This is a genomic window from Cellulomonas sp. Marseille-Q8402 (genome assembly GCF_965119525.1).
Genome location: NZ_CBCPLX010000002.1, coordinates 1,500,997 through 1,522,466, shown reverse-complemented (window position 1 = coordinate 1,522,466; position 21,470 = coordinate 1,500,997). Strand labels below are relative to the sequence as shown.

Here is a 21,470-nt window from a genome sequence, read left to right as displayed (position 1 = left end):
GCCCCATGACCGCCGCCCCCGCCCGACCGGCGACCGTCCGGCCGCCCGCGACCCGCCCGCCGTGGCGGCCGCCGCTGGTGGCGACGCTCGCGGTCGGCCTGGCGCTGCTGGTCGGGACCGTGCTGGTCACCGTGACGATCGGGCCGGCGGACATCGCCGTCGCCGACGTCGCGCGCAGCATCCTCGGCCACCTCGGCCTCGGCCCGGCGGCGGGCGCGGACGGCGGGGTGCCGGTGCTCACGGACGCGATCGTGTGGGGCCTGCGGCTGCCGCGGGTGCTGACCGGCGCGGCCGTCGGTGCCGGCCTCGCGCTGGCGGGCGCCGTCATGCAGAGCCTGACCCGGAACCCGCTGGCCGACCCGTACCTGCTCGGGCTGTCGTCGGGCGCGTCGCTCGGAGCGGTCGCCGTGCTGGTCGTCGGCGTGGGCCTGCTGCTGCCCGTCGCCGCGTTCGCCGGGGCGCTGGCGGCGCTCGTCGCGACGCTGAGCCTCGCGCGCGTCGGGGGCGTGCTGACGCCGGGCCGTGCCGTCCTGGCCGGGCTCGCCGTGTCCCAGCTCGCGGCCGCGGGGACGTCGTTCGTCATCTTCTGGTCGGCGACCGGCGACTCCTACCGGGAGATCCTCAACTGGCTGCTCGGCTCCCTCGCGGGGTCGACCTGGCAGTCCGTGGCCATCGCCGGAGTCGCACTGCTCGTCGTGGGCACGGTGCTGGTCGGGTCGGCGGTGCGGCTGGACGCCTTCGCGTTCGGCGACACGGCGGCGGCCTCGCTCGGCATCGACGTCGACCGGACGCGCTGGGTGCTGATGACGCTGGTCGCCCTGCTCACCGGCGCCATGGTGGCCGTCAGCGGCTCCATCGGGTTCGTCGGGCTGGTGCTGCCGCACGCCGTGTCGGCGCTCACCGGGCCCGCGCACCGCCGGCTGCTGCCCGTGGCGGCCGTCGTCGGCGCGATCTTCCTGGTCTGGGCCGACACCGGCGCGCGCACCCTGTTCGACCCCCGGGAGCTGCCGGTCGGCATCGTCACCGCGCTGATCGGCGTCCCGGTGTTCGCGGTGCTGCTGCGCCGCGGGAGGGGCAGCGCATGGACCTGAGCATCTCCGGCGTCGGCACCCGGCTGGGTGGCCGGTGGGTGGTCGACGGCGTCGACGCGACCCCGCCCCCCGGCGCGCTGACCGGCCTGCTCGGGCCGAACGGCGCCGGCAAGACCACGCTGCTCCGGCTCGTCGCGGGCCTGCTCGAGCCCGAGGCCGGCGCCGTGCTGGCCGACGACGTCCCGGTGCACACGGTGCCCCGGCGGGAGCGCGCCCGCCGGATCGCGCTGCTGGAGCAGGAGTCCTCGTCGACCGTCCCGCTGACCGTGCGCGAGGTCGTCGCCCTCGGCCGCATCCCCTACCGGACCCTGTGGGGCACGGACGCCGACGACGGTGCCGTCGACCGCGCGCTGGCCGCGGCCGACGCCGTGCACCTGGCCGACCGGGCCTGGTCCGCGCTGTCCGGCGGCGAGCGGCAGCGCGTGCACATCGCCCGGGCGCTCGCTCAGGACCCCGAGCTGCTGCTGCTCGACGAGCCGACCAACCACCTCGACGTCAGCGCCCAGCTGTCCCTGCTCGCGTTCGTCCGGGACCTCGGCCGCACCACGATCGCCGCGCTGCACGACCTCAACCTGGCCGCCGCGTACTGCGCGCACGTGCTGGTGCTGGCGCAGGGGCGCCTCGTCGCGGCCGGGGACCCGCGCGAGGTGCTGACGGCCGACCTGGTGCGCGAGGTCTACGGCGTCGAGTCCGTCGTCCTGACCCACCCCGGCACGGGGCGGCCGGTGATCGCCTTCGGCGAGGCCGAGCACGCCCTCGTGCCCGTCGAAGGAGCACGATGAGGATCACCGTCCTGTCCGGCGGCGTCGGCGGCGCCCGGTTCACCCGCGGGCTGCTGGCCCTGCTCGGGGACGACGCCGACGTCACCGTCGTCGCGAACACCGGCGACGACATGTGGCTGCACGGCGTCCGCGTCTGCCCGGACCTCGACACCCTCATGTACACCCTGGGCGGCGCGGTGCACGAGGACCAGGGCTGGGGCCGGCGCGAGGAGACCAGCCGGGTCAGCAGCGACCTCGCCGCGTACGACGTCGGCTGGGAGTGGTTCACGCTCGGCGACCTGGACCTGGCCACGCACCTGGCCCGGACGCAGTGGCTGCGGGAGGGGCTGACGCTGTCCGAGGCGACCGAGCGGCTCGCGCGGCGCTGGGAGATCGGCGCGCGCCTGCTCCCGATGTCGGACCAGCCCGTCGAGACCCACGTGGTGGTCGCGGACGCCGACGGCACCGAGCGGACGATCCACTTCGAGGAGTGGTGGGTCCGGCACCGTGCGGCGCTGCCCGCGCTGCGGTTCGAGCAGGTCGGGCTGGCTGCCGCCTCCGCGGCGCCCGGGGTGCTCGAGGCGCTGCGGGACGCCGACCTGGTCGTCCTGCCGCCGTCGAACCCCGTGGTCTCGGTCGGCACGATCCTCGCCGTGCCCGGCGTGCGCGCGGCGCTGGCCTCGACCTCCGCGGCCGTCGTCGGCGTGTCCCCGATCATCGGCGGCGCAGCGGTGCGCGGCATGGCCGCCGAGTGCCTGGCGACGATCGGTGTCGAGGCGACCGCCGAGGCCGTGGCCCGGCACTACGGGCTGCGCGGCGACGCGTCCCGGCCCGCGGACTCCCCCGGCGTGCTCGACGCCTGGCTCGTCGACACGGTCGACGCCGACGCGGCGGAGAAGCTGGCCGCCGACGGCTGGCGCGCCGGGGCGGCGGACACGCTCATGCGGGACGTGCCGGCCACGGCGCGGATCGCGGCGGCGGCGCTGGGGCTCGTGGGACGCTGAGGGCGGCGCCGGCGTACGGCCGGCAGCCCGAGGCCGACCGACCCGCGCGCCGACGACTGCGGGCAGGTCAGCCCAGCGGCGCGAGCCGGCGCAGCAGCGTGCCGGTGCGGCCGCCCACCCCGCGGTCGAGCAGCGCCGTCAGATCGGCCGGCACGTCGACGTCGTGCCGCAGGGTCGACGTCTCCGGCAGGTCGAGCCGCACGTGCCCCAGCGCCGCGTGCGCTGCTGCCGACCCACCGCCGAACGCCGGCCGCAGCCGCTCCCCCGGCCCGGCCGTGAGGAGGGTCGTGCCGGTGCCGTCGGCGTCGGGCAGCACCGCCCGGGGGTGCGCCTCGGCGGCGGCCAGCGCCGCGTCCAGCTCGGCCGGGTCGAGTCCCGGCAGGTCACCGAGCAGCACCCCGACGTGCGCGGTCGGTGCCTCGGCCCGCGCGGCGTCGAACCCGGCCCGCACCGCCCGGTCGAGCGACGCCCACCCGCCCGGGGCGTCGTCGGCGCGCGCGGCCGGCTCGGGCAGCACGCGCACCCGGCGCAGCGCCCCCGCGGCGACCGCCACCTCGGGGTCGGCCGTCACGACGAGCACCCGCGCGACCCGGGGCGCACCCAGGACGGCCTCGACCGTGTCCATCGCCATGGCGCGGACCAGCGCGGCCCGGGCCGCGGGCTCGAGCACGTCGGCCAGGCGGGTCTTGCCGCGCCGGGCATCCTTGACGGGGACGACGAGGATCCAGCGACCGGGCAGCACGCTGGCACCCTACGCGTCCCGCCCGGCGGACCTCAGCGGGCGCGCCTCGGCCGGTCCAGCGCCGCGTCGATCTCCGCCCGCCGCTCCCGGACGAGCGCGTCGAACGCCTCGGGCGGCAACGGCCGGTCCACGGTGAACCGGATGCCACCCTTCGTGGCGTCGAACCCGTCCAGCCCCGCGAGGACGCTCGCGGTGACGTCCGAGCTGAACGGGTACGCCGTCAACCCGCGCAGGCCGGCCGCGACCGTGACCAGCGGCCGCCCGCGGTACCGGTAGGCGGCGAGGCCGTAGCTCGTGCCCTCCTCGACGTCCGGCACGAGCACCCGGGTGCGGTCCAGCAGAGCGCCGACCACCGCGCGCTCGGCGTCCGGCAGCGACGCGACGTACTCCGTGACCTCCGGCACCGGTCCCCTCCCCTCCGCCTCGTCTGCCTCCCGGATCACCCGGATGCGCCCTCCGCGTGCGCCCGCGGTCGCCGATGGGTGTGAGGAGCGTGCGGCAGCGCGTCATGTCCGCGCTCATCCTCGGGGGCTGCCTGTTCGGCCTCGTGGCCGTCCCGCTCGGGTGGGGCGCGCACGAGCCGGCGCGGTTCTGCGCGACCGCGGCCGACTGCCCCGACCTGCGCTGGTCGACGGTCGTGGCCGTTCCCTGAGCATCAGCAGCGCGCTTCACCCGGGTCGCACCACTGGTGCCCGACGTCGACCACGAGCCGGGACCCCGAGCCGGGCCCCGGCAGGACGAACGCGCGGAACGGCAGGCGCGCCCGCACACCGAGCCCGACCGTGGTCACGCCCTCGAAGCTGCCGGCCCACGCGACGTGCCGGAACGTCCGGTAGCCCGTGGTGTCCACCAACGTGCCCGGGCCGACGAAGAACGCGTCCGTCGCCACCACGCCCACCCGCGCGACGACCTCCAGGCGCGCGCCGCCCCGGACCGGGACCACGGCCCCCGAGCCGTCCATGACGACCCGGTCGACGTAGCCCACCGACCAGCCGGTGAGCGGAGCGTCGACGTCGAGCACCAGCCGGTCGAAGCACGGGTGCCGCCCGGCACGGACGTCGGTCAGCAGGCCCGCGGACATCCCCGGCGATCCCTCGGCGGTGGACCCCCACACCTGGCCGCAGTACGGGCCGGCCACAGCGGCGGGGGCGGTGCCGACCGCCCCGGCGAGCAGCAGCGGCAGGACGGCCAGGAAGGCCAGCAGTCGACGGCGCATCGCGCACCCCCTTGTACCCACCCCACGCTCCTCCTGCACCCGGGGGCCGTCAAGGCCCGATCACGCGGCCTCGTCCGCCCGCCCCCGGCGCGGGGCCCCTCGGGCACAATGGCGCGATGACGCTCTGGATGACCGGCGACGCCGACGCGGACCGCCTGCTCGACTCCGACCCGTTCGCGCTGCTCACGGGGATGCTGCTCGACCAGCAGGTCACCATGGAGTCCGCGTTCGCCGGGCCCGCGAAGATCGCCGCGCGCATGGGCGGGTTCGACGTCCGCCGCATCGCCGACGCCGACCCCGAGGAGTTCGTCGCCCTCTGCGCCACCCCGCCGGCGGTGCACCGCTTCCCGGGCTCGATGGCAGGGCGCATCCAGGCCGTGGCCCGCGCGGTGGCCGACGAGTACGACGGCGACGTCACCCGCCTGTGGACAGACGGCGACCCCGACGGCGCGACGGTGCTGAAGCGGCTGAAGGCGCTGCCCGGGTTCGGCGACCAGAAGGCCCGGATCTTCCTGGCCCTGCTCGGGAAGCAGCGCGGCGTCGCCCCGGCGGGCTGGCGGGAGGCCGCCGGCGCGTACGGCGACGACGTGCCGCGGTCGATCGCCGACGTCCGCGACCCCGACTCCCTGCGTCGGGTCCGCGAGACGAAGCAGGCCGCCAAGGCCGCCGCGCGGGCCGCCAAGGCCTGACGCCCGCCCGCCGCTCACCGCGCACCACTCACCCCGCCGGGCGGCGCGCGGCCACGGGGGGACGTGGCATCCTCGCCGCATGATCGTGGTCACCAGCAACGAGATCCCCGGCTACCGCATCCACGCCGTGCTCGGCGAGGTCATGGGCCTGACCGTCCGCGCCACGAACATCGGTGCGACCTTCACCGCCGGCCTGCGCTCCCTCGGTGGCGGGGAGATCCCCGAGTTCACGAAGATCATGTACGAGTCCCGGCACGAGGTCATGCGCCGGATGACCGAGGAGGCCACCCAGCGCGGCGCGAACGCCATCGTCGCGATGCGGTTCGACACCGACGCCATCGGGCAGTTCAGCGAGGTCTGCGCCTACGGCACCGCCGTCGTCGTCGAGCCGATCCCCGGCGGCGAGCCGGGGGCGACCGGCCAGTCGGCGCAGATCGCCGCGCAGGCCGGCTGAGACCGACCGGGTGGTCAGGCCGTCAGGCCGTCCGGCAGCGGGAGGTTGACGAGGCGGAGCAGCCGCACCACGGTCTCCTCGACGAACGTGTCGTCCGGCTCGCCGCCCTCGACCGCCATCAGCCGTCGCACCTCGCCCGGCTGCACGTCGTCGACGCCGACGAGCTCGGCCCACGCCGCGAAGCCCTCGGCCTCGGCGTCGATGTCGACCGGCGCGCTCTCGGCCGGGTCGTCGAAGAAGTCACGAGGCTGGAACCCGAGGTAGAACCGGCCCGCGCTGGTCGGCGACGGTGCGTAGTCGACGACCGCGATGTCGCCGTGCTGGACCTCGATGGTCAGGCTCGGGGTCGTCGCGGGGTCACCGCCCCACGTGCCGCCGCTGTACCGGAACGTCTCGTTCTCGCCCACGCCGGGCCTCCTCCTGGTCATCCCCTGCCACCGCCGCCCGGGCCGTCGCACGACCGGGCGAGCCGATGCTAACCCTGCCCACCCGCCAGACGGCCCCCGCGCGCCCCGACACGACGAGTGGGCACCGGGCACGTCGAGCGCGCACCCACGGGCTGCTCCGCGGACGTGTCGCGTACTCCCTCGCGCAGCAGTGCCGGCGCGGCGGGCCGGGCTCAGCGTGCGGCCGGCGGCGTGCCGGCGGCGTCCTTCCACCCGCGGGCGTACGCCTCGGCGGTGCCCTCGGCGAACATGTCGTCCGGGCCCACCCGCACCAGCACCCGCGCGCCCGGACCGTCCTCGTCGGTGACGGCGTGCGCCATGCCGCGCACGACGGCCAGCGGGCGACCCGTCGCCTTGCCCTTGACCAGCTCGGCGGCCGCGGCGATCTCGTCCGCGAGCGCCGCCACGCTGACCTGCAGCGCCCGGCCGTGGGTGTCGGTGGAGCCGCGCAGGTCGTCGAGCACCCGGACGCCGGCGGCGCCGATGGCGATGTCCGTCTGCCCCTGGCGCCAGGGGCGGCCCGCGGTGTCCGTGACCAGGACGCCGACCCGCACCCCGAACCTCGCCCTCACCGACGAGCGCAGCGCCCGCGCCGTGGCGTCCGGGTCCTCGGGCAGCAGCAGCACGGTGCCGTCGGGCGTGTTCGACGCGTCGACGCCGGCGGCCGCCATGACCAGGCCGAGCCGGTTCTCGACGATCCGGGTGACCCCGCCGGGGTGCTCCCGGGTGGCGACGACGCGGACCGTCTCGGCGGTGATCGCCGCCTCGCGGTCGGCGGCCTGGACGACGCGGCCCTCGGCCTTGGACACGATCTTGCTGGTGACGACCAGCACGTCGCCGTCCGCGAGCGCCGTCGCCGGCCGGGTCGTGGCGTCCGCCGCGAGCGCGTCGCCGAGCAGCGCCGCCAGGTCGTCGCCGGGACGCACCTCGCCGATGCCCGGGACGCCCCAGGCGGTGAGCACGTCCGCGGCGACCGACCGGCCGGCGTCCTCGTGCACCGTCAGCGCACCAGCTTCGGCAGCACGTCGCGGCCGAACACGTCGATCCACTCGCGCTGGTTGCGGCCCACGTTGTGCAGGTAGACCCGGTCGAAGCCCAGGTCGACGTACTTCTGGATCTCGGCGCGGTGCACGTCGGGATCGGCGGAGATGACCATCCGGCCCTCGAAGTCCTCCGGGCGGACCAGCTTGGCCATCTGCGCGAAGTCGAACGGCGAGCGGATGTCGCCCTTGGGGAACTTCATGCCGCCGTTGGGCCACTCGACCATGGCGTTCTCCATGGCCTGCTCGTCGGTCTCGGCCCACGACAGGTGCAGCTGCAGCACCTTGGGCAGGTCCTGCGGGTCGCGACCGGACTCGCGGACGCCCTCGTCGAACTTGCCGAACAGGCCGCTGATCTTCTCCAGCGGGGCGCCGACGGTGATGAGGCCGTCCGCATGCTTGCCGGCACGCTTGGCGGTGACGGGGCCCGCGGTCGCGACCAGGATCTCGGGGGCGACCTCGGGCATGGTCCACAGCCGGGTCGACTCGAGCTTGTAGAACTGGCCCGCGTGCTTGACGTCCTTGCCGGCGAGCGAGGCCGTGAACAGCTTCTTGATGATCTCGATGGCCTCGAACATCCGGTTGATCCGCTCCGGCGCCTCGGGCCAGTACGACGCCGTGATGTGCTCGTTCAGCGCCTCGCCGGAGCCGAGCCCCAGCCAGTGCCGCCCCGGGTACATCGCGGCCAGCGTCGCGGACGCCTGCGCGACCATCGCCGGGTGCCACCGGAACGTCGGCGCGGTGACGCCCGGGCCCATGTCACCCGTGGTGCGCTCGCCCAGCGCGGCCAGCACGTTCCACACGAACGCGGACTGCCCCTGCTGCGGCACCCACGGCTGGTAGTGGTCGGCGGCCATGGTCCCGAGGAACCCCTGGCTCTCGGCGTAGGCGGACAGCTCGACGGCCTCCGTCGGATGGAACTGCTCCAGCATCGCCGCGTACCCGACCTGCAGGCCCTCGGCCACCACACCCTGTGCCACGAACGCTCTCCCTCATGCCCGGGCACCGCACGGTCGCGCGCCCACCTCGAGGGTAACCAGCCCGTGTGTCGCGGGGATTCCCGACAGAGGTCGCGCGGGTGTCGCGGACGCGTCAGGCGCCGCGCACCAGCTGCGCCAGGTGGCCCTGCGCGTGCAACCGCGCCGCGACGGCTTCGCTGACCTCCGCGAACACGGACTCCGAGCGCTGCAGCCCGAACGCGCCGCCCATCACCCCGGCCCCCGACTCGCGGGAGAACCGCGCGACGGCCGTGCCCTGGTGGTCGAAGAACTGCACCGAGTAGACGAGGCGCTGGTTCCGCCGCCCGGCGAGCGCGCCGAGGAGCGCCGTCGCGGTGACGCTGCCGCGGGCGACGGTCCAGACGCCGCTCGGCTCGGTCTCCACGGTGAAGCCGTGCTCGACGAGGGCCGCGGCCAGGGCGGCGCGGGCGGCGTCGGGGTGACCGGACAGGAAGTAGTCGGCGCTGGCCACGGAGGTCCTCTCGGTGCAGGTGGGGCCGGGTCGGCCGCCGCCGAGGCTAGCGCAGCGGAGCTGCCTCCTTGACCGGTGCGTGCGGCCGCTGCGAGCCTCGCAGCACGACGGGAGGAGCCCGCATGCCGCGCCCGATCATCCTCGACTGCGACCCCGGCCACGACGACGCGATCGCGCTGCTGCTGGCGCACGGCAGCCCGGAGGTCGAGCTGCTCGCCGTCACCACCGTCGCGGGCAACCAGACGCTGGAGCGCGTGACGCGGAACGCCCGTGCCGTCGCCGAGGTCGCCGGGCTCGTCGGTGTACCGGTCGCCGCCGGCGCGGACCGGCCGCTGGTCCGCGAGGTCGACCGCAGGCACGCCGCGAGCATCCACGGCGAGTCGGGCCTGGACGGACCGGTGCTCCCCGAGCCGACCCTGCCGCTCGACCCCCGGCACGCCGTCGACCTCATCGTCGACACCGTGATGAGCCACGAGCCGGGAACCGTCACGCTGGTCCCGACGGGCCCGCTGACGAACATCGCGCTGGCGGCGCGCCGGGAGCCGCGGATCGTCGACCGGGTGCGCCAGGTGGTGCTCATGGGCGGCGCGTACCGGACGGGCAACTGGACGCCGGTCGCCGAGTTCAACGTGCACACCGACCCCGAGGCAGCCCGCGTCGTGCTCCGTGCCGGGTGGGACGTGGTGGTGGTCGGACTCGACCTCACCCACCAGGCGCTGGCGACGCCGGAGGTCGGCCGCCGGATCGCCTCCGTCGGCACGGCACCCGCGCGGTTCGTCGGGGAGCTGCTGGCGTTCTTCCGGGCCTCCTACCAGGAGGCCATGGGGTTCGCCGACCCCCCGGTGCACGACCCCTGCGCGGTCGCCTACGTCATCGACCCCGGGGTGATGACTGTGCGGCGGACGGTGGTCGACGTCGAGCTGGCCGGCGCGCTCACCACGGGCATGACGGTGGCGGACCTGCGCGCACCGGCGCCTGACGGCTGCCGGACCTCGATCGCGCTGGAGCTGGACCGCGGGCGGTTCTGGGACCTGGTCGTCGACGCGCTGGAGCGGATCGGCGAGCCCTGAGCGCCCCCGTCGTCAGCGCGGCGCGTTCCCCAGGATCGCGGTCGTCAGCGCCTCGATCGGCTCCCGCGGCGACTGCGGGTTGGCCACCAGGGTGATGTCGACGTCCCCGGGCTCGGGGAGGCCGAACGCGGCGGGCAGCTGCACCAGGTCGTCCGGGATCAGGGTCTGCGGCAGGACCGCGATGCCGAGGCCGGCCCGGAGCGCGGCGAGGACGCCGTTGACCTCGACCGTCTTGCAGGTGATCCGCCACGGCCGGCCGGCCTCGGTCAGCGCGCGGACGGCGGCCTGCCGGGTCAGCGAGGTGCCCTGGTAGGTGATCAGCGGGACGGGGGCGTCAGGGTCGACGGTCGTGCCGGGGACCGCGACCCACACCAGGCGGTCGCGGCGGACCAGCTCCCCCTCCGCCTGGCCGGTCGCCTCCTTGATGTAGACGAGGTCGAGGTGCCCGGACCGCAGCCGGCGGTGCAGCGCGCCGCTCTGGGCGACCGTCAGCTCGAGGGTGATGCGCGGGTGCAGGCGGCGGAAGTCGCGCAGCACGCGCGGCAGCTGGGCGAGCGCGAGGTCGTCCGCCGCACCGAACCGCAGCCGGCCCTGCATCACGGAGCCGGTGAAGTACCGGGTGGCCTCGTCGTGCGCCGCGAGGATCGTCCGGGCGAACGACGCCATCGACTGGCCGTCGTCGGTCAGCTGCACGCCGCGGGTGTCGCGGTCGAGCAGCCGCCGGCCCGCGGCGTCCTCGAGCTTGCGCACGTGCTGGCTCACCGTGGGCTGCGACAGGGACAGCCGGGCGGCGGCACGCGTGAAGTTCAACGTCTCGGAAACGGCGAGGAAAGTCCGGAGCTGGTCGGGGTCAAACACGCGGTTCCTCGCTCGTCGACGGGCCACCGCTGACCTGCGGCGTCGTCACGAGACTATTACAGAACGTGATCACACTGATTGCCGCCATGACATCAGAAAATCGCGGCTGCGGCCGTAGTGTAGAGGGACACCACGCAACCGGACTCGTTCCGCACGTACCCAGACACGCTCTCCTGCTAGGAACTTCTGTGCCCTCGGCTCGCCGCCCGTCCCTGTCCCCGACCCGCACCCGCCGCCCCGCTCGCGCCACCGCCGCCGCGACCAGCCGACTCAGCCGGACCCTGCACCGCCCGCACCTCGGGCTGCACCGCCGGCCCGCGCCTCCCGTCGACACCCCCGCCGACGCCGCAGCCGCCGCGGGCACGCCGAGGCCCCGGAACGCCACGCTCGCCGCGCTGGGCGTCCGCAACTTCCGGCTCTACGTCTCCTCGCAGGTGCTCACCAACACCGGCGGCTGGGCCGCCCGCGTCGCGCAGGACTGGCTCGTGCTGAGCCTGACCGGGTCCGCCGCGCTGGTCGGCCTGACGGTGACGCTGCAGTTCGTCCCGATGCTGCTGCTCGGCCTGGTCGGCGGCGTCGTGGCCGACCGCTACCCGCGCCGCCGGGTGCTCATGGTCACGCAGACGATCTTCGGCCTGTCGACGCTGACCATCGGCGTGCTCGCGCTCTCCGGCCACGTGCAGGCGTGGCACGTGCTGGTCGCCGCGTTCGTCAGCGGGCTCGCGACGGTGTTCGACAACCCCGCGCGGCAGGCGTTCGTGCACGAGATCGCCGGCCCGCAGCACCTGCGCCAGGCGATCAGCGTCAACTCCGCGGTGTTCCAGCTGGGCGGCCTGGTCGGCCCGGCGGTCGCGGGCGGGCTCATCGCCGCGGTCGGCGAGGGCTGGACGTTCCTGGTCAACGGTGCGGCGTGCTTCGCGGCGGTGTCGCTGCTGGCCGTCATGCGGGCCTCCGAGCTGACGCCGACGCCGGTCGTCGCCCGCGCGAAGGGCCAGCTGCGGGAGGGCCTCGCCTACGTGCGGCGCAGCCCGCGCATCCTGTGGTCGGTCGTGCTGGTCGGCTTCGTGGCCGTCACCGGCGTCAACATGGCCACGGTGCTCGCCGCGTACACCGACCAGGTGTTCCGCACGGACGCCGGCGGCTACGCGCTGCTCACGTCGATGCTCGCGGTCGGCGCCCTCGGCGGCGCGCTGCTGTCGACGCGGCGCCGCGGCAGCCGGATCACGCACCTGGTGCTCCTGGCCGCCGGGATCGGCGTGCTGCAGCTGGTCGCCGCCCTCGCGCCCAGCCGGCCGGTGTTCATCGCGGTGCTGATCGGGATGGGCGTCATCACGCTGCTCTACCTGACCGGCAGCAACACCCTCGTGCAGACCACCGTCGCCCCGCACCTCCGCGGCCGCGTCATGGCCCTGTACGTCCTCGTGCTGCTCGGCGCGCAGGCCGTGTCCGGCACCCTGATCGGCTGGATCTGCGAGCACCTCGGCGCCCGCGTCGGCATGGTCGCGTGCGGCGTCGGCCCGCTGCTCGGCGCTCTGGTGGTCGGCATCGCGCTGGCGCGGCGCAGCGACCTGGGCGTGCGCGGCACCGTGCGCCGGTTCACCGCCCGCGAGACGACGGCGCACGCGCCCGTCGCGGCCTGACCCCGGCCGGGTACCGACCAGCACGCACCGGTCGGTGGAAGGTCCGGGCGGACACGCCGTGCGGCGTGTCCGTCCGAACCTTTCACCCGAGGCGCCGGGCCGGCCCGGTGCCCGCGATGATGGCCCCGTGCCCGCCGACCGCCCGCTCCTGCGCCTCCGCCATGCCGAGGTGCGGCCAGCCGCCGGGCTCGCCGCCGCGCTGAACCCGGACGAGCGCGACCGGGTCGCACGCGCCGCCCCCGCCGACCGTGACGCGGTCGCCGCCGCGGTGCTGCTCGCCCGGCTCGCGGTGGCCGAGGCGTGCGGCGTCGACCCGAGCGCCGTGCGCGTGCGGCGCCGCTGCCCCCGCTGCGGCAGCGCCGCGCACGGTGCGCCGTGGGCGCAGCGGGCGGACGGCGGTGCCGTCCCGCACCTCTCGCTGACCCGCACCGCCGACCTGGTCGTGGTCGCGCTGGCCGCCGGCCCGGTGGGGGTCGACGTCGAGCGCGCGGTCGGACGCCCCGACGTCGCGGGCGTCGTGCTGGCCGCGGACGAGAGGCCCGCTGCCGGGCCGCACGGCGTCCTGCTCAGCTGGGCCCGCAAGGAGGCGGTGCTCAAGGCGGCCGGCACCGGCCTGGGCGTGGACCCGCGCACGCTCGAGGTGTCCGACGCACAGGGGCGCCCCCACGTGACCGCCACGGGCCCGGCCGGCGCCCCGCCCGGCACGCGGTGGTGGCTGACCGACCTGGACCTCGGCCCGGGGCACGTCGGTGCCCTGGCCGCGGCGGTCGAGCCCGGGGCGACCCCGGTCCTCGACGTCGGCCGGGCCTGAGCCCCGTCAGCCCAGGAGCCGTCCCACGGCCCGGGCCACCCGCCCGCGCGGCGCAGCGGGCAGCACCGGCAGCGCGGCCGACCGCACCCAGGCGTCCAGCAGCCCGCCGACGTCGGTCCCCGTCACGTCGGCGACGCACGCCGCGAACAGCTCCGTCGTCACCGTCCCGTGCCGGTAGCGGTCGGTCCACTCCCGCAGGACGTCGAAGAAGGCGTCGTCGCCCAGCTCGATCCGCAGCGCGTGCAGGGTCACCGCGCCCCGCTTGTAGAGGCGGTCGTCGAACATCGACTCGCGGCCCGGGTCGCCGATCACCAGGTCCTGGGGCAGCCCCGCCAGCCGGGAGCGCGCCGTGCGCGCCTGGGCGTCGGCGGTGCGCCCGCCCGACTCCTCGTCCCACAGCCACTCGGCGTAGGCAGCGAACCCCTCGTGCAGCCAGATGTCCCGCCACGTCGCGGCCGTCAGGCTGTTGCCGAACCACTGGTGCGCGAGCTCGTGCGCCACCAGGCGCTCGGTGCCGCGGTGGCCGTCGACGTGGTTGGCGCCGAACACCGACAGCCCGTGCGCCTCCAACGGGATCTCCAGCGGGTCGTCGGTGACCACGACGTCGTACCGGGCGAACGGGTAGGGCCCGAACCGGTCCGTGAACAGCGCCATCATCGCGGGCTGCCGCTCGAAGTCGTGGGCCTGCTGGACACGCAGCCGCGGCGGCGCGACGACGTCCTGCGGCACGGGGCCCTCGGTCAGCACGGAGCGCTCGTACCGGCCGATCTGCACCGTCGCCAGGTACGGCGCGGTCGGCTCGTCCTGCACGAACTCCCACGTCGCGCGGCTCGCCCGCGCGCGGCGGGACCGGAGCGCACCGTTGCAGACCACCTCGTAGCCCGCCTCCGTGGTGACGACGATCCGGAACGCGGCCTTGGCGCCGGGCCGGTCGTCGCACGGGAACCAGGACGGCGCACCGTCGGGCTGCCCGGCGACGATGACGCCGTCGGTCAGCTCCTCCCAGCCGACCTCGCCCCACGGTCCGCGTCGGGGGCCCGGCTGCCCGGCGTACTGGACCTCGACGACCACCGTCGCGCCCGCGGAGATCCGGCGGGCCGGCCGCACCTCCAGCCGGCCCTCGCGCTGGGCGAACCGCGCGGGCCGCTGCCCGTCGACGAGCACCCGCGACACCTTGAGGCCGACCAGGTCCAGCGACAGGCGCTCGACGTCGGTCGCGGCGGTGGCGTGCACGCGCGCGCGGCCGTCGAGCCGGTTGGTGGCGACCCGGTAGTCGAGCTCCAGGTCGTACCGCGTGACGTCGAGCCCGCCGGGCACGCGGTCGGGCAGGTACGGGTCGCGCGCGTCGGCCGTCACGCCGTCACCGGGGCGACCGGGTTGCCGGTCCACCGGCTGCCGGCGGGGATGGACTCGCCGCGCAGGACCAGGGACGCCGGGCCCACGGACGCGGCGGCGCCGAGGCTCGCCGCGGGCAGGACCACGCCGTGCGGGCCGATGCTCGCCCCCGGGTCGAGGCGGACGCTGTCGATGCTCATCACCCGATCATGGAACAGATGTGTCTGGAGCACGCACCCGCGGTTCACGGTGGCGCCGTCGCCGAGCCGCACGAGGTCGGCCTCGGGCAGCCAGTAGGTCTCGCACCAGACGCCGCGGCCGATGCGCGCGCCGAGGGCCCGCAGCCACACGCTCATCGCGGGCGAGCCGACGGTCGCGGGGCCGAGCCAGGGCACGGCGACGCACTCGAGGAACGTGTCCGCGAGCTCGTTCCGCCAGATGAACGCGCTCCACAGCGGGTGGTCCCCGGCGCGCAGCCGGCCGACGAGCAACCACTTGGCGACGACCGCGACCGCGCACGCGACGACCGCCGCACCCAGCACGACGACCGGCGAGGCGAGCGCCGCCGCACCCAGACCCCACCGCTCGGAGACGGCCTGCAGGGTGAGCAGCACCGCGACGCCGACGCCGAACGCCGCGACCACGGCCACCAGCCGGCACGCCTCGACGAGGGCGCGGGCGACGCGCAGCCGGGCCGGCGGGTCGAAGGTGCGGCTCGTGTCGGCGTCCCCGGGCGTGCGGCGCAGCGGGGCGGGCGGCGACCCGAGCCAGGACGTGCCCGGCTTGGCGCGCTCGGGCGTCGCGGACAGCACGGCGACCAGGCCGCGCTTGGGCACGGCGCGGCCGGGCGCGATCATCCCGGAGTTGCCGAGGAACGCGCGCTTGCCGACCTTGGCCTGCTCGACGCGCAGCCAGCCACGCCCCAGCTCGTAGGAGCCGATCAGGGTGTCGTCGGCCAGGAACGCGCCGTCGCCGACGCTGGTCAGCCCCGGGAGCATGAGGACCGTCGACGCCTCGACGTCGCGGCCGATCCGCGCGCCCAGCGCACGGAGCCAGAGCGGGGTGAGCGTGCTCGCGTAGAGGGGGTAGAGCGTGGCGCGGGCGTCGTCCATCAGCCGCTGGGTCGCCCAGATCCGCCACCCGGTCCGGCTGCGCACGGGGTGGTACCCGGCCTCGACACCGCGCCCGAGCAGCCGGACGCCGACCAGCGTCGCGAGCGCCAGCACGAGGAACGACAGCAGCGCGGCGAGCGGCACCGCGCGGGCCGCGTCGTCCCACGCCGCCGACCACGCACCCGACCCGCGGATGCCCGCGCCGACGACCAGCAGGCCGCACGTGGCCGCCGCGACCGGCAGGGCCGCGAGCGCCGCCGCGGTCGCGCCGTAGATCGCGACCCAGCGCCGGCCCCGGGGCGCGCGCCCGCCGGGCCATGCCTCGGCGGCGGGGCCGGCGAAGGTCGCCGGCGATCCCGCCCAGAGCTCGCCGGGCGCGACGGGGGCGAGCACGGCGGAGCCGGCGGCCACCTGGGCGCCCTGGCCGACGCGCACGCCCGGCGCGAGGGTGCTGCGGGTGCCGACGGTCGCGCGCTTGTCGATCCGGACGCGGCCGACGTGCAGCACGTCGCCGTCGAGCCAGTGCCCGCGCAGGTCGACCTCGGGCTCGACGGCGCACCGGTCGCCGAGCGTCAGCATGCCGGTGACCGGCGGTGGCGAGTGCAGGTCGACGTCCGAGCCGACCTTGGCGCCCAGCGCCCGCGCGTAGACCGCGGTCCACGGCGCGCAGGACAGGTTCTCGGCCCCGGCAGCCGCCGCCCAGCTCTCGGCGAACCACAGCCGCAGGTGCACCGACCCGCCCCGCGGGTACCGGCCGGGCCGCAGGCCGCGCAGCAGCACCCGGGCGACGAGCACGGTCGTGCCCATCCGGCCGAACGGGCTGATCAGCGCCACCCAGCCCGCGGCCAGCCACCACCACGCGTGCGGCGCGGGCGTCAGCCACGGCACCAGGCCGGTGACCGCGAGCAGCTGCTCGGCGGCGAGCAGCCAGGTCAGCCACCGCAGCCCGACCAGCGCGGCGAGCGGGACGCCGAGCAGCGTCTGCAGCACCTGCGCACGGCGCGGGGTCGGCCGCACCTCGCGGTGCTCGACGGGGGCCGCGGGCTCGAGCTCGTCCAGCCGGCGCGCCAGGTCCCCGAGGCGCGGGTACTCGTACACGTCCGCGACCGTCACCGTGCCGAACCGCTCGCGCAGCGCGGACACCAGCTGCGCGGCGACCAGGCTGCCGCCGCCCGCGGCGAAGAAGTCGTCGTCCGGCCCGGCGACCGGGGCACCGAGCGCGGCGGTCCACCGCTCGGCCACCCAGGCCGCGGTCGGGGACAGCCCCGCCGCACCGGAGCCCCCGCCCGGCGCCGGGCCCGTGGCGCCCGGCAGGGGCCACGGCAGCGCGTCCCGGTCGACCTTGCCCGACCCGCGGGTGGGCAGCTCGTCCAGCACCGCCAGCTGCGGCACGAGCGCCGCGGGGAGCACCTCCCGGAGCCGGGCCCGGGCGTCGGCGAGGTCGAGGGTCGTGCCCGCGGCCGCCACCAGGTAGCCGGCGAGCACCGCGGTGCCGGCCGGGGTGCGCCGCACCGCGGCGGCCGCGCCGGCGACCCCCGGCAGGCCGCTGAGGGCCGCGTCGACCTCGCCGAGCTCGATCCGCCGGCCGCCGATCTTCACCTGGTCGTCGGCGCGGCCCACGAACAGCAGCCCCGCGCGGTCCAGCCGGACGACGTCCCCGCTGCGGTACGCCCGGTCCCAGCCGAGCCCCGGCGCGGGGGCGTACTTCTGCGCGTCCTTCACCGGGTCGAGGTACCGGGCCAGGCCGACGCCGCCGATGATCAGCTCGCCCGTCTCCCCCTCCGCGACAGGTGCGCCGTCCTCACCGACGACCGCCAGGTCCCAGCCGTCCAGCGCGAGGCCGATCCGCACCGGTCCCTCGCCGGTCAGCCGGGCGGCGCAGGCGACCACGGTGGCCTCGGTCGGGCCGTACGTGTTCCACAGCTCGCGCGCCGGCGTCGCGAGCCGCGCCACGAGCTCGGGCGGGCAGGCCTCGCCGCCGAAGATCAGCAGCCGCACCCCGGCCAGCTCCTCGGGGCGCCACAGCCCGGCCAGCGTCGGGACGGTCGAGATCACGGTGATGCCCTGCGCGACCAGCCACGGGCCGAGGTCCATGCCCGTGCGGACCAGGGCGCGCGGTGCCGGGACCAGGCAGGCGCCGTGCGCCCAGGCCAGCCACATCTCCTCGCAGCTCGCGTCGAACGCGACGGAGAGCCCGGCCAGCACGCGGTCGCCCGGGCCCAGCGGCGCCGCCACGAGGAACAGCCGCGCCTCGGCGTCGACGAACGCGGCGGCGGAGCGGTGCGTCACCGCCACGCCCTTGGGCGCGCCGGTCGATCCCGACGTGAAGATGATCCAGGCGTCGTCGGCGAGGTCCGGTCCGGCCGGCGGGGCGCCGCCGGCCCTGCGACCGGCGGCGACCAGCCCGGGCAGGTCGCCCTCCGTGAGGATCCGGTCGACGGCCGCCTCGGCGAACACCGTGCGAGCCCGCTCGTCCGGGTCGTCGACGTCGACCGGGACGTAGGCGGCGCCCGCGGCGAGCACGGCGAGGACCGCGGTGTACAGCTCGGCGGTGCCGGACGGGACGCGGACGCCCACCCGCGAGCCCGGGCCGACGCCTCCGGCGACCAGCGCCGACGCCGCGGCCCGCACCGTCGCGGCGAGCTCCGCGTAGGTGAGCACCGTGCTGCCGTCGTCGACCGCCGGCGCGTCGGGGTGCGCGGCCACCGTCGCCGCCAGCACGTCCACCAGCGTCCGCGGATCCGGCGCGAGCGCCGCCCGCAGCAGCCCGTCGGTCTCGCCCACCTGGTTCCTCCTCGCCCGTCGGCCCCGCGCTCCGGTGGCCGACCGGCACTGTCGCACACGGCTCTCCCCGCGACCGGCCGCCGCCGGGCCCGTTCACCGATGCGTCGTCCGGCGTTCGCCGTGCGTCCACCCGACGTGGACCGGCGTCCGCGCACCGTGCGAGATCTGGGAGGATGTCTGACCATGACCGACCTGTCCCCCGCCTCGCCCGCCGCCGCCCCCACGACGACCGCCGCCGCGGCCGTACGCGCGGTACGCGAGGTACCGGACCGGGTGTCGCTCGACGGCGTCGAGGACCGCTGGGACGCCGGCTGGACCGCGCAGGGCACCTACGCCTTCGACCGGACGAAGACGCGCGAGCAGGTGTACTCCATCGACACCCCGCCGCCGACGGTCTCCGGCTCGCTGCACGTCGGCCACGTCTTCTCGTACACGCACACCGACGTCGTCGCCCGGTACCGCCGGATGCGCGGGGCCGAGGTGTTCTACCCGATGGGCTGGGACGACAACGGCCTGCCCACCGAGCGCCGCGTGCAGAACTACTTCGGCGTGCGCTGCGACCCCTCGCTGCCCTACGACCCCGACTTCGAGCCGCCGCACGTGGGCGGCGAGGGCAAGAGCGTCAAGGCCGCCGACCAGCTGCCGATCAGCCGCCGCAACTTCGTCGAGCTGTGCGAGCGCCTGACCGTCGAGGACGAGCAGCAGTTCGAGGCGCTGTGGCGCCGGCTCGGCCTGTCCGTCGACTGGGGCATGACCTACCAGACCATCTCCGCCGAGGCCCGCGCGGTCGCCCAGCAGGCGTTCCTGCGCAACCTCGCCCGCGACGAGGCCTACCAGGCCGAGGCCCCCGGCCTGTGGGACGTCACGTTCCAGACGGCGGTCGCCCAGGCCGAGCTCGAGGCCCGTCCCTACCCCGGCGCCTTCCACCGCGTCGCGTTCCACGGCGCCGACGGCGCGCCGGTCTACATCGAGACCACCCGGCCCGAGCTGCTGCCGGCGTGCGTCGCCCTGATCGCGCACCCCGACGACGAGCGCTACCAGCACCTGTTCGGCACCACGGTCACCAGCCCGCTGTTCGGCGTCGAGGTGCCGGTGCTGGCACACCCCGCCGCCGAGCCCGACAAGGGCGCGGGCATCGCGATGTGCTGCACCTTCGGCGACCTGACCGACGTGCAGTGGTGGCGGGAGCTGCAGCTCCCGACCCGCTCGGTGATCGGCCGCGACGGCCGCATCCTGCGCGACGTCCCGGAGTGGGTCGGGGCCGAGGGCCGCGCGGCGTACGAGGAGATCGCCGGCAAGACCACGTTCTCGGCGCGCGAGGCCGTCGTGGCCGGGCTGCGCGAGTCGGGCGACCTCGACGGCGAGCCGAAGAAGACGGACCGGATGGCGAACTTCTTCGAGAAGGGCGACAAGCCGCTCGAGATCGTCACGTCCCGCCAGTGGTACATCCGCAACGGCGGCCGCGACGCCGACCTCCGCGAGCAGCTCCTGGCCCGCGGCGCCGAGCTCGGGTTCCACCCCGACTTCATGCGCGTCCGCTACGAGAACTGGGTCGGCGGCCTGAACGGCGACTGGCTCGTGTCGCGCCAGCGGTTCTTCGGCGTGCCGTTCCCGGTCTGGTACCCCGTCTCGGCCTCGGGCGAGACCGACCACGACCACCCGATCGTGCCGTCCGAGGACCAGCTGCCGATCGACCCGTCCTCCGACGTCCCGCCCGGCTACACCGCCGAGCAGCGGGGCGTCCCGGGCGGGTTCGTGGGCGACCCCGACATCATGGACACCTGGGCGACGTCGTCGCTGTCCCCGCAGATCGCGGGCGGCTGGCGCTCCGACCCCGACCTCTTCGAGCGGGTGTTCCCGATGGACCTGCGCCCGCAGGGCCAGGACATCATCCGGACCTGGCTGTTCTCGACGGTCGTGCGCTCGCACCTGGAGCACGGCACGCTGCCGTGGAAGGACGCGGCCATCTCCGGCTGGATCCTGGACCCCGACCGCAAGAAGATGTCGAAGTCCAAGGGCAACGTCGTCACCCCGATGGGCCTGCTCGAGGAGCACGGCTCGGACGCGGTGCGGTACTGGGCGGCCTCGGCACGTCTGGGCACGGACGCGGCGTTCGAGGTCGGGCAGATGAAGATCGGCCGCCGCCTGGCGATCAAGGTCCTGAACGCCTCGAAGTTCGCGCTCGGGTTCGGCTCCGCCGAGCAGGGCGCCGCGGCGCTCGACCCCGCCCTGGTCACCGACGCCCTGGACCGCGCGATGCTCGCCGGCCTGGCCGACGTCGTCGACAAGGCCACCGCGGCGCTCGAGTCCTACGACCACACCCGGGCGCTGGAGCTCACCGAGACGTTCTTCTGGACGTTCTGCGACGACTACCTCGAGCTGGTCAAGGACCGCGCCTACGGGGCGGGCGTCGCGGACGCGGACGTCACGCCGGAGACCGCGTCGGCCCGGGCCGCGCTCAACCTGGCGCTCGACGTGCTGCTCCGGCTGTTCGCGCCGGTGCTGCCGTTCGCGACCGAGGAGGTCTGGTCCTGGTGGCGCGAGGGCTCGGTGCACCGCGCGCCGTGGCCGTCCGCCGACCCGCTGCGCGAGGCGGCCGGCGACGCCGACCCCGCTCTCGTCGCGGCCGCGGGCGCCGCGCTCGCCGCGCTGCGCAAGGTGAAGTCCGAGGCCAAGGTCTCGATGCGGACCGAGATCCTCCGGGCGCGCCTGGAGGTCCCGGCCGCGCTGCTGCCCGGCGTGCAGGTCGCGCTCGGCGACATCCGCGCCGCGGGCCGCGCCACCGGCGACCTCGACGTGGTCGAGGTCGCGGACGGTCCCGACGCCGCGGTCGTCGCCCGCGACGCCGAGCTCCTCCCCCCGGAGCCCAAGCAGAAGCCCACCGCCTGACCCGCGCGGGCCGGGCGTCCGTGCGTCGCCGGCCCGCGTCGCCGGCCGATTCTCGCGA

General features: G+C 76.1%; 20 protein-coding genes. 10 read left to right on the top strand and 10 right to left on the bottom strand.

What is annotated here, in order from left to right:
• Positions 1 to 5 precede the first annotated feature (5 nt).
• The 3 genes from ACWPWW_RS17970 to cofD are packed head-to-tail and all read left to right on the top strand — an operon-like array spanning position 6 to position 2,856.
• Positions 6 to 1,091, top strand: coding sequence for a putative F420-0 ABC transporter permease subunit (locus ACWPWW_RS17970; RefSeq protein WP_454051686.1), 1,086 nt, complete (start codon positions 6 to 8; stop codon positions 1,089 to 1,091).
• On the top strand, positions 1,082 to 1,873 hold the full coding sequence (locus tag ACWPWW_RS17965; protein WP_454051685.1) for a putative F420-0 ABC transporter ATP-binding protein: 792 nt from the start codon (positions 1,082 to 1,084) through the stop codon (positions 1,871 to 1,873). Before ACWPWW_RS17970 ends, ACWPWW_RS17965 begins: the two co-directional genes overlap by 10 nt.
• Positions 1,870 to 2,856, top strand: a complete 987-nt coding sequence (gene cofD / locus ACWPWW_RS17960) for a 2-phospho-L-lactate transferase (RefSeq protein WP_454051684.1) — start codon at positions 1,870 to 1,872, stop codon at positions 2,854 to 2,856. Before ACWPWW_RS17965 ends, cofD begins: the two co-directional genes overlap by 4 nt.
• Before the next feature lie 67 nt (positions 2,857 to 2,923).
• On the opposite strand, the gene cofC is transcribed toward cofD, so the two are convergent.
• Entirely contained in the window at positions 2,924 to 3,598 is a 675-nt protein-coding gene (gene cofC / locus ACWPWW_RS17955) for a 2-phospho-L-lactate guanylyltransferase (protein WP_454051683.1), read from the bottom strand.
• A 32-nt stretch (positions 3,599 to 3,630) separates the two neighbouring features.
• Complete coding sequence (locus tag ACWPWW_RS17950; protein WP_454051682.1) at positions 3,631 to 4,002, bottom strand: iron chaperone; 372 nt, start codon at positions 4,000 to 4,002, stop codon at positions 3,631 to 3,633.
• Positions 4,003 to 4,106: 104 nt separating this feature from the next.
• On the opposite strand from ACWPWW_RS17950, the gene ACWPWW_RS17945 reads away from it, so the two are divergent.
• Positions 4,107 to 4,250 (top strand): hypothetical protein, encoded by a 144-nt coding sequence (locus tag ACWPWW_RS17945; protein WP_454051681.1) that lies wholly within the window; start codon positions 4,107 to 4,109, stop codon positions 4,248 to 4,250.
• Positions 4,251 to 4,253: 3 nt separating this feature from the next.
• Here ACWPWW_RS17945 and ACWPWW_RS17940 read toward each other — a convergent pair whose 3' ends face one another.
• Positions 4,254 to 4,814, bottom strand: coding sequence for an AMIN-like domain-containing (lipo)protein (locus ACWPWW_RS17940; RefSeq protein ID WP_454051680.1), 561 nt, complete (start codon positions 4,812 to 4,814; stop codon positions 4,254 to 4,256).
• A 116-nt stretch (positions 4,815 to 4,930) separates the two neighbouring features.
• On the opposite strand from ACWPWW_RS17940, the gene ACWPWW_RS17935 reads away from it, so the two are divergent.
• Positions 4,931 to 5,503 carry an HhH-GPD-type base excision DNA repair protein gene (locus ACWPWW_RS17935; RefSeq protein ID WP_454051679.1) on the top strand — a complete coding sequence of 191 codons (573 nt, stop codon included), beginning with the start codon at positions 4,931 to 4,933 and terminating at the stop codon, positions 5,501 to 5,503.
• 79 nt (positions 5,504 to 5,582) lie between these two features.
• A complete protein-coding gene (locus tag ACWPWW_RS17930; protein ID WP_454051678.1) occupies positions 5,583 to 5,957 on the top strand; it encodes a YbjQ family protein in 375 nt (124 codons plus the stop codon).
• A 14-nt stretch (positions 5,958 to 5,971) separates the two neighbouring features.
• On the opposite strand, the gene ACWPWW_RS17925 is transcribed toward ACWPWW_RS17930, so the two are convergent.
• The 4 genes from ACWPWW_RS17925 to ACWPWW_RS17910 all read right to left on the bottom strand — a co-directional run bounded on the left by ACWPWW_RS17925 (position 5,972) and on the right by ACWPWW_RS17910 (position 8,913).
• Positions 5,972 to 6,364 carry a hypothetical protein gene (locus ACWPWW_RS17925; RefSeq protein WP_454051677.1) on the bottom strand — a complete coding sequence of 131 codons (393 nt, stop codon included), beginning with the start codon at positions 6,362 to 6,364 and terminating at the stop codon, positions 5,972 to 5,974.
• A 212-nt stretch (positions 6,365 to 6,576) separates the two neighbouring features.
• The gene (locus ACWPWW_RS17920) at positions 6,577 to 7,401 is read right to left on the bottom strand and encodes a coenzyme F420-0:L-glutamate ligase (RefSeq protein WP_454051676.1); all 825 of its coding nucleotides are present in this window, start codon (positions 7,399 to 7,401) and stop codon (positions 6,577 to 6,579) included.
• Positions 7,402 to 7,403: 2 nt separating this feature from the next.
• The gene (locus ACWPWW_RS17915) at positions 7,404 to 8,423 is read right to left on the bottom strand and encodes a TIGR03557 family F420-dependent LLM class oxidoreductase (RefSeq protein ID WP_454051675.1); all 1,020 of its coding nucleotides are present in this window, start codon (positions 8,421 to 8,423) and stop codon (positions 7,404 to 7,406) included.
• Between the two features lie 112 nt (positions 8,424 to 8,535).
• Positions 8,536 to 8,913: a hypothetical protein gene (locus ACWPWW_RS17910; RefSeq protein ID WP_454051674.1), complete on the bottom strand. Its 378-nt coding sequence runs from the start codon at positions 8,911 to 8,913 to the stop codon at positions 8,536 to 8,538.
• Between the two features lie 122 nt (positions 8,914 to 9,035).
• Between ACWPWW_RS17910 and uriH the strand changes: the two genes are divergently transcribed.
• Entirely contained in the window at positions 9,036 to 9,983 is a 948-nt protein-coding gene (gene uriH / locus ACWPWW_RS17905) for a uridine-preferring nucleoside hydrolase UriH (protein ID WP_454051673.1), read from the top strand.
• Positions 9,984 to 9,995: 12 nt separating this feature from the next.
• Here uriH and ACWPWW_RS17900 read toward each other — a convergent pair whose 3' ends face one another.
• A complete protein-coding gene (locus ACWPWW_RS17900) occupies positions 9,996 to 10,841 on the bottom strand; it encodes a LysR substrate-binding domain-containing protein (RefSeq protein WP_454051672.1) in 846 nt (281 codons plus the stop codon).
• 188 nt (positions 10,842 to 11,029) lie between these two features.
• On the opposite strand from ACWPWW_RS17900, the gene ACWPWW_RS17895 reads away from it, so the two are divergent.
• Positions 11,030 to 12,481, top strand: a complete 1,452-nt coding sequence (locus tag ACWPWW_RS17895) for an MFS transporter (protein ID WP_454051671.1) — start codon at positions 11,030 to 11,032, stop codon at positions 12,479 to 12,481.
• Between the two features lie 127 nt (positions 12,482 to 12,608).
• On the top strand, positions 12,609 to 13,292 hold the full coding sequence (locus ACWPWW_RS17890; protein ID WP_454051670.1) for a 4'-phosphopantetheinyl transferase superfamily protein: 684 nt from the start codon (positions 12,609 to 12,611) through the stop codon (positions 13,290 to 13,292).
• Between the two features lie 6 nt (positions 13,293 to 13,298).
• Here the strand turns inward: ACWPWW_RS17890 and ACWPWW_RS17885 are convergent, their stop codons facing one another.
• Together ACWPWW_RS17885 and ACWPWW_RS17880 are read right to left on the bottom strand one after the other, a co-directional pair.
• Complete coding sequence (locus tag ACWPWW_RS17885) at positions 13,299 to 14,648, bottom strand: M1 family metallopeptidase (RefSeq protein WP_454051669.1); 1,350 nt, start codon at positions 14,646 to 14,648, stop codon at positions 13,299 to 13,301.
• The gene (locus ACWPWW_RS17880; RefSeq protein ID WP_454051668.1) at positions 14,645 to 18,523 is read right to left on the bottom strand and encodes a Pls/PosA family non-ribosomal peptide synthetase; all 3,879 of its coding nucleotides are present in this window, start codon (positions 18,521 to 18,523) and stop codon (positions 14,645 to 14,647) included. Before ACWPWW_RS17880 ends, ACWPWW_RS17885 begins: the two co-directional genes overlap by 4 nt.
• A gap of 183 nt (positions 18,524 to 18,706) precedes the next feature.
• Here ACWPWW_RS17880 and valS point away from each other — a divergent pair, with 183 nt between their 5' ends.
• Entirely contained in the window at positions 18,707 to 21,412 is a 2,706-nt protein-coding gene (gene valS, locus ACWPWW_RS17875) for a valine--tRNA ligase (protein ID WP_454051667.1), read from the top strand.
• Positions 21,413 to 21,470: the final 58 nt, after the last annotated feature.

Excerpts from the sequence above, each read along its gene's own strand:
- ACWPWW_RS17970 (WP_454051686.1), top strand. The coding sequence starts at position 6 with ATGACCGCCGCCCCCGCCCGACCGGCGACCGTCCGGCCGCCCGCGACC.
- ACWPWW_RS17965 (WP_454051685.1), top strand. The coding sequence starts at position 1,082 with ATGGACCTGAGCATCTCCGGCGTCGGCACCCGGCTGGGTGGCCGGTGG.
- cofD (WP_454051684.1), top strand. The coding sequence starts at position 1,870 with ATGAGGATCACCGTCCTGTCCGGCGGCGTCGGCGGCGCCCGGTTCACC.
- ACWPWW_RS17945 (WP_454051681.1), top strand. The coding sequence starts at position 4,107 with ATGTCCGCGCTCATCCTCGGGGGCTGCCTGTTCGGCCTCGTGGCCGTC.
- ACWPWW_RS17940 (WP_454051680.1), bottom strand. The coding sequence starts at position 4,814 with ATGCGCCGTCGACTGCTGGCCTTCCTGGCCGTCCTGCCGCTGCTGCTC.
- ACWPWW_RS17935 (WP_454051679.1), top strand. The coding sequence starts at position 4,931 with ATGACGCTCTGGATGACCGGCGACGCCGACGCGGACCGCCTGCTCGAC.
- ACWPWW_RS17930 (WP_454051678.1), top strand. The coding sequence starts at position 5,583 with ATGATCGTGGTCACCAGCAACGAGATCCCCGGCTACCGCATCCACGCC.
- uriH (WP_454051673.1), top strand. The coding sequence starts at position 9,036 with ATGCCGCGCCCGATCATCCTCGACTGCGACCCCGGCCACGACGACGCG.
- valS (WP_454051667.1), top strand. The coding sequence starts at position 18,707 with ATGACCGACCTGTCCCCCGCCTCGCCCGCCGCCGCCCCCACGACGACC.